6 protein-coding genes and 1 pseudogene are annotated in these 6,251 nt (G+C 60.9%); 4 read left to right on the top strand and 3 right to left on the bottom strand.

Going from position 1 to position 6,251, the window contains the following annotated elements; all coding sequences use genetic code 11:
* The first annotated feature begins 188 nt into the window (after positions 1-188).
* The 4 genes from AB5Z25_RS07625 to typA all read left to right on the top strand — a co-directional run bounded on the left by AB5Z25_RS07625 (position 189) and on the right by typA (position 3,515).
* The gene (locus AB5Z25_RS07625; RefSeq protein WP_055310297.1) at positions 189-689 is read left to right on the top strand and encodes a bifunctional nuclease family protein; all 501 of its coding nucleotides are present in this window, start codon (positions 189-191) and stop codon (positions 687-689) included.
* Between the two features lie 33 nt (positions 690-722).
* Positions 723-1,079, top strand: a complete 357-nt coding sequence (locus tag AB5Z25_RS07630; protein WP_156327729.1) for a hypothetical protein — start codon at positions 723-725, stop codon at positions 1,077-1,079.
* Between the two features lie 30 nt (positions 1,080-1,109).
* Complete coding sequence (locus AB5Z25_RS07635; protein WP_089572580.1) at positions 1,110-1,559, top strand: hypothetical protein; 450 nt, start codon at positions 1,110-1,112, stop codon at positions 1,557-1,559.
* Between the two features lie 117 nt (positions 1,560-1,676).
* Positions 1,677-3,515 (top strand): translational GTPase TypA, encoded by a 1,839-nt coding sequence (gene typA / locus AB5Z25_RS07640; RefSeq protein WP_055287536.1) that lies wholly within the window; start codon positions 1,677-1,679, stop codon positions 3,513-3,515.
* Positions 3,516-3,643: 128 nt separating this feature from the next.
* Here typA and AB5Z25_RS07645 read toward each other — a convergent pair whose 3' ends face one another.
* From AB5Z25_RS07645 to AB5Z25_RS07655, 3 genes and pseudogenes are all read right to left on the bottom strand, one after another.
* Positions 3,644-4,789 (bottom strand): bactofilin family protein, encoded by a 1,146-nt coding sequence (locus AB5Z25_RS07645; RefSeq protein WP_138113613.1) that lies wholly within the window; start codon positions 4,787-4,789, stop codon positions 3,644-3,646.
* A gap of 106 nt (positions 4,790-4,895) precedes the next feature.
* On the bottom strand, positions 4,896-5,585 hold the full coding sequence (locus AB5Z25_RS07650) for a trimeric intracellular cation channel family protein (RefSeq protein ID WP_368135208.1): 690 nt from the start codon (positions 5,583-5,585) through the stop codon (positions 4,896-4,898).
* A 399-nt stretch (positions 5,586-5,984) separates the two neighbouring features.
* Positions 5,985-6,251 (bottom strand): annotated as a pseudogene (locus AB5Z25_RS07655) (hypothetical protein); the annotation flags it as partial.

Below are 6,251 nucleotides of genomic sequence, written 5' to 3' on the forward strand. Positions count from 1 at the left end.
CCATCAAAACTGTTAAAAGCCTCGGGGCAATTGCCTCGAGGCTTTTTTCTTAGCCACAGAAGGTAGTCAAAAAAGCTCTGTCCCAAATTAACTACTTTGATTTTGTGTGCTACGCGAAAGTTTGGGTAGTATAGCTATTCAACGCGGCGGGCCGCCGCGTGTTAACCGCTACGTACCGGAGGTGTTCCATGGTTCGTGTCGACATAGAGACCATCGTCATGGCCGCCGGTCCCGTGCCATCGCTTATCGTGCTTCGCGAACGCTGCAGCAAGTCGGATTCCCCCGCGCCGCTGCGCTCCCTCTCCATCCAGACTGGCTCGTTTGAGGCTGCGGCAATCAGCCGCGGCATCGACAGCGGACGCGCCGATCGCCCGATTACCCATGACCTGTTGCTCGATACTGTTGGCGCCCTGGGCGCCAAGCTCGAGCGCATCGAGATCGTTCGCGCCGAGCCGCCGGTGTTCTACGCGACGATTGTCGTACTGGCCGATGGTGACGAGCGCAAGATCGATGCCCGTCCCAGTGATGCCATTGCCCTTGCCGTGCGCAGCAATGCCCCCATGTTTGTGGAGGACGACATCATGAATCGCCTGGGCACTGTTTCTGCCCATACCGAGGAAGTTGACGACGAGCAGGAGTTCGAGAAGTTCGACGAGTTCGTCCATACGCTCTCGCCCGATGACTTCTAAATGCGGGGCGGCCAGGATGCGGAGCGTTCGCTGATGGCCGGCGGTATGTCGGCTGAGGCGGCTGCGATCGCCCGCGAGGCCCAGATGCGCTCGGAGGCTTCTGAGGCGGCTCGCATTGCCTATGTGACGCAGGCCCGCACGCTCCGCGAGCGCCGCGGCTCGTTTATCAAGATGGTTGTCGTCTCCGCCCTTGTCGCGGCAATCTGCTCACGCCTTCGTGGTACAGTTGGTGCGCTTGGGTTTTCGATCTCTACGGGCCTGGTGATCTGGGGCGTGGTCGATGCAGTCATGCTGACCAGTCAGATCAAGGTGCTCGACAAGCGCGCGGCGGACATGATGCGCACCCGCGACGCTGCCGCCAAGATCGCCGCCGAGGCACAAGAACTGTAACGACGTCAGACTCGATGGGAAGGTCTAAAGATGGCACAGGATATGCAGGATGCCGGTAACGTCTCCGCCGAGCTCGACGCCATGGTGTGCGATCTGATCGGCGCGTTCTTGGACGACCTTGCCGCCGGTGAAAACCCTGGCGTGGTCGTGGCAATTGAGGATGCTGCTTCCAACCGTTATCTGGCGGCGCTCGACGAGGACGGCGAAGAGGCGTGCCTGGAGGCGGCCACCAACTTTATCTCCGAGCACAAGATGGGTCTTAAGGACGAGGGCCTGGGCCGTATCGCTCGCTATGCCATCGGCTACACCGGCTGCGTCGAGATTGACGGCGGCTATCACGATGCTCTGCTCGTGAGCTTCTTCGAAACTACGCTCGAGAGCGGTTTTTCGGCATATGTGCTGTATGAGGGCATGGGCGCCGGCGATGGTTTTATGTGGAGCGACCCTGAACCTGCAGGTGAGGAAACCCCTCTCATCTAAAATCGCTAAAATAAACGAGTTTTCGGTAAAAGGCTCAATATTCCCGCCGAGCGTTGCATTGCTGGGTGGGTCGCATACGCGTGCCGGTTGTATATAGATAGAAGATAGGGGAACTACATGCGCGTAGACAATCTGAGGAACATCGCCATCATCGCTCACGTCGACCATGGCAAGACGACGATGGTCGACAAGCTCCTGCGTGCCACGGACGCCTTCCGTGCCAACCAGCAGGTCGAGGACCGCGTCCTGGATTCCAACGACCAGGAGCGCGAGCGCGGCATTACGATTCTCGCCAAGAACATCTCTATCGAGTACAAGGACGTCAAGATCAACGTCATCGACACCCCGGGCCACGCCGACTTTGGCGGCGAGGTCGAGCGCGTGCTGCGTATGGCCGACGGCGCCCTGCTGCTGGTCGACGCCTTTGAGGGCCCCATGCCCCAGACCCGCTTCGTGCTGCGTCACGCTATCGACACCGGCCTTAAGATCATGATCGTCATCAACAAGATCGACCGTCCGGGCGCCAACCCCGAGAAGGCCTACAACGACTGCCTGGACCTCATGGCCGACCTGGGCGCCACCGACGACCAGCTTGAGTTCGCCATGGAGCACGTGGTCTACGCCAGCGCCATGAATGGCTTTGCCCGCCTTGATCCCAACGACGGCAACATGGACATGTATCCGCTGCTCGATATGATCATCGACGACATGCCCGCGCCCGAGGTTGACGAGAACGCTCCGCTGGCCATGCAGTGCGTGACCATCGACCACTCCAACTTCGTTGGCCGTATCGGCATCGGTCGCGTGTATTCCGGCGCCATCCATCAGGGCGACCAGATTCTGGTTGTGAAGAACGACGGCTCCAGCGCCACCGCTACCGTCAAGCAGCTCTTTACCTTCGACTACCTGGGCCGCACCGAGTGCCAGGAAGTCGGCGCCGGCGACATCGCCGCCGTCGTGGGCATCGACCGCACCGATATCGGCGATGTCTACACCGATCCCGAGAACCCCGTCGAGCTCGAGCCCATCGAGATCGACCCGCCGACCCTGTCCATCGTCTTCGAGGCTTCGACCTCCCCGCTCGTCGGTCGCGACGGAGACATCGTGGGCGCCCGTCAGCTCAAGGAGCGCCTGTTCAACGAGGCCGAGAACAACGTGACCATGAAGATCGAGGAGCTCGAGGACAAGAGCGGCGTCGAGGTCTCGGGCCGCGGCATTCTGCACCTGTCCGTTCTGATGGAGTCCATGCGCCGCGAGGGCTTTGAGTTCCAGGTCGGCCGTCCCCGCGTTCTGTTTAAGAAGGACGAGAACGGCAACAAGATGGAGCCTGTCGAGCAGGCCGTCGTTGAGTGCCCGGACGAGTACTCGGGCAAGGTCGTTGAGGTCTTCGGTACCTCCGGTGGCATCATGACGAGCATGGATACCTCGGGTATCGTGACGCACCTCGAGTTTAAGATCCCGACCCGCGGCATCATGGGCCTTAAGAACCGCATCATGAACGTCACCCACGGCGAGGGCGTGTTCTACCACACCTTCCTGGAGTACGGTCCCTACGCCGGCGAGATCGGCAACCGTCAGAACGGCGCAATGATCTCCATGACCACCGAGAAGGCCGTTGCCTATGCTCTGGGTACGCTGCAGGAGCGCGGCCAGCTTTTTGTTGAGCCGGGCACCGAGTGCTACGAGGGCATGATCGTGGGCGAGCGCAGCAAGGCTGGCGACATGGTCGTCAACATCGCCCGTACCAAGAACCTGGGCAACCAGCGTTCCTCGACCTCCGATATCTCCGTTCAGCTGGTGCCGCCCCGCACCTTCTCGCTGGAGGAGGCGCTGGAGTACATCGCCGACGACGAGCTGGTTGAGATTACCCCCAAGAACATCCGCCTGCGCAAGCGCCTGCTCAACGCCACCGACCGCAAGAAGGCCGCCGTCCGCGCCGGCCAGGTCAACAAATAAGCGCTGGACTTTATAGCGTCTAACAAGAAAGGGCGTCGACCGTAATGGTCGGCGCCCTTTTTGTGCATAGGGACTGAGCTGGTCTGCACCACCACAAAGGTGCCTGGTCCCTTTGTGGTGGTTGGCGGCTAAGCGGTGGGGAGTCCTGGCGTGTTAGCCGGCTGCTGCGGCTTGACGCGGGCGTTGCGCCAGATGATTTGGATGATGTAACCGAGCATAAAGACAAAGGCCACGCCGCTGATGAAGTCACCTACGAGGGGAAGCCCCGTGAGGGCGCCTGCGATTACGCCGCCCACGGCTGCCATGGCGTAGCGGTTTTGGTTGTGTCCAACCATGCGGGCGATCGCGCACCCCGCAAAGGCACTCGACATCAACGCGATGCCGATAACGCCGCACAAGAGGGTTCCGGCAAGCGACAGACCAGCGATAGAGATAATCAGCAGTAGGACGGCGGGGACGATAGCAATCGTGCCCAGAAGACCGCTCACCCACAGGGGCATGGAGCGCTGGTGGAGCATGCCGGCGGCGCTGGCGGTCGCGCGCGGAAAGATGAGCTCGAGCAGCAGAGCGACAAAGCAGGTCGAGAGTGCCGCGGCGACGATACCGCCGATGACATCGTTAACGGTGGAAGTATCCTCGTTCTCGGTGCGGTCGATCTTGAGCGCACCGACCTCGGCTCCCGCGGCGCGCTCGGGGTCCTCGGAGACGTGCGCGTTCACGGTGCCGGTGATGTGGGCGTTCTTGCCCAGGATGAGCTTGTCGGCCCAAACCTCGACATCGCCCTTGACGGTGCCATCGATGGTCACCGTGTCGCCCGCAAGCGCTGCCGACTTGGTGGAGCCTCGCAGGGCAACCGTCTCGCCTATCGCGTAGAAACAGTTGGCGGTGCTGTCGGAATTGAGCACGACATGCTGGCCAGCGACGGTCACGCTGCCATCAACCGTGGTCTTGGCAATGTCGATGGTGCGTGCCGCCAGACGGACGGCGCCGCCCACTGTGCAGTCACGGATCGAGAGGGTATCGCCCGCGGCGATGATATCGCGGCCGATGGACACATCATCCAAGTTGAGGGCCTGACCTGCCCAGTACAGGTCACCTTCGACGCCGGACGGATTGGCGTCATTGTCGGTCGCAAGTACGTTTCCTGCGGTGTCCGTGCCGGCGAACGACGCCGTGGGAAGCACGGTGATCGCCAGCGCGATGAGCGCGAATAGGATGGTGATGCGGCCCCATGCTTTACGGCGCTGGGTCAACGGGAGTTGATTGCAGGGCATAGTGAATCCTTCGTTAGATACTCGGCATATACCTAACAGGGTACCCAACGCGTGGGCGCTCTAAAAGAACCTCTCGGTTGCATTTCGAAGGATGAGCCCGCGCTACCTACTTTTTGCGATGCAAAAAGCGTGCGATGTCATCCTCGGTGGGGCTTTTGATATCAAAGCGCAGCGACAGCCAGCGTAGTCCCATGGTCACCACGACGCAAACGACCAGTGCGACGACATTGCTGACCAAGCCGCTCATGACAAGGCAAACATAGCTTGCCGATCCGGCGATGGCCGCGATGGCATAGAAGTTGGTGCGCTGGAAGATACCCGGCACCACACCCATAAAACCATCTCGCAGCATGCCGCCGCCCACCGCGGTAAAAAAGCCCATCATGATGCACACCGCCGGCGCAAAGCCGTAGACCAGCGCCTTGTCTGCGCCGGTTGCCGCATAAATACCCACCGAGATGATATCGAGCAGGGGAATGAGCTTTTCGGGCTTGTCGACGATTGCCGGGAAGATATAGATGATGGTCGCGGTGGCGATGGAGAGCGGGAGCGCCATCGGTTGGTTGAGGATGTAGACGTTGCCCACCTGCAGCGTCATATCGCGCAAAAGACCGCCGCCCAGTCCACAGACCACGGCGAGCGCGACGGCGCCCACCAGGTCGAGTTTGTGCTCGCGTGCGACCAACACGCCCGAGATCGATGCCGCGACGACGGCGAACATCTCGAGCCAAAACGGGATGGCAACCATGGCATCCGAGGCGTGTGCGGTAACGATCATAGCGGCGGCAACGGGCAAGATGGGGTCCTTTGAGTTACGGGTTTAGACAATGCCCGTACATAGTACATGTTCGGCGCCGATTGCGACCCTATTGCTCGGCAAACGGTCGGGACTGGGTACGGTCATAGGTTCCATGTTTGGGGATCCGGGTTGATGCTGAACGCGATGGGGGCGTGGTCGAATAGGAGGGATGTCCAAATTTTGAGCTTTGCTCAAAATTTATCCGGTCGGCTTACGCCGACCGCGCTGCGCTAAAAACGCGCCACTGGCGCGTTTTCTTTACGCTTTGCGCCCTGGCGGGTTCGAATCCCTCCTCCTCCGCCGTATTTGCTTGTAAGGGACTTAAAAGAAAAAAGCCCCCGATCTGGGGCTTATAGGACAAAATGTGTGTCCCGATAGAACATCCGTTTCCATCCATTAATCCAGCCAGAACGGGTACGGGTCCCTGTGGTGGAGGTCCTCCCACACGGCCCTGTCGCCCCACTCCGGCCCTCCGTCCTCGCGCGACGGCGAGGCGGAGTAGACGCTGAACAGGAAGTCGATGTCCGCGTCGGTCGGCATCGTGGCGAGCTTCTCGCGCGCCGCCCTCGCGTCCCCCGAGTGCGCATGGCACCACCAGAACACCGCCTTCACGCGCTTGACCGACGTCAGCCCCCGGTGGTTGCGCAGGACGGCCCTCAGCTG

The sequence above is a fragment of the Collinsella aerofaciens genome, assembly GCF_040910325.1.
Classification (GTDB): Bacteria; Actinomycetota; Coriobacteriia; order Coriobacteriales; family Coriobacteriaceae; genus Collinsella; species Collinsella aerofaciens_BL.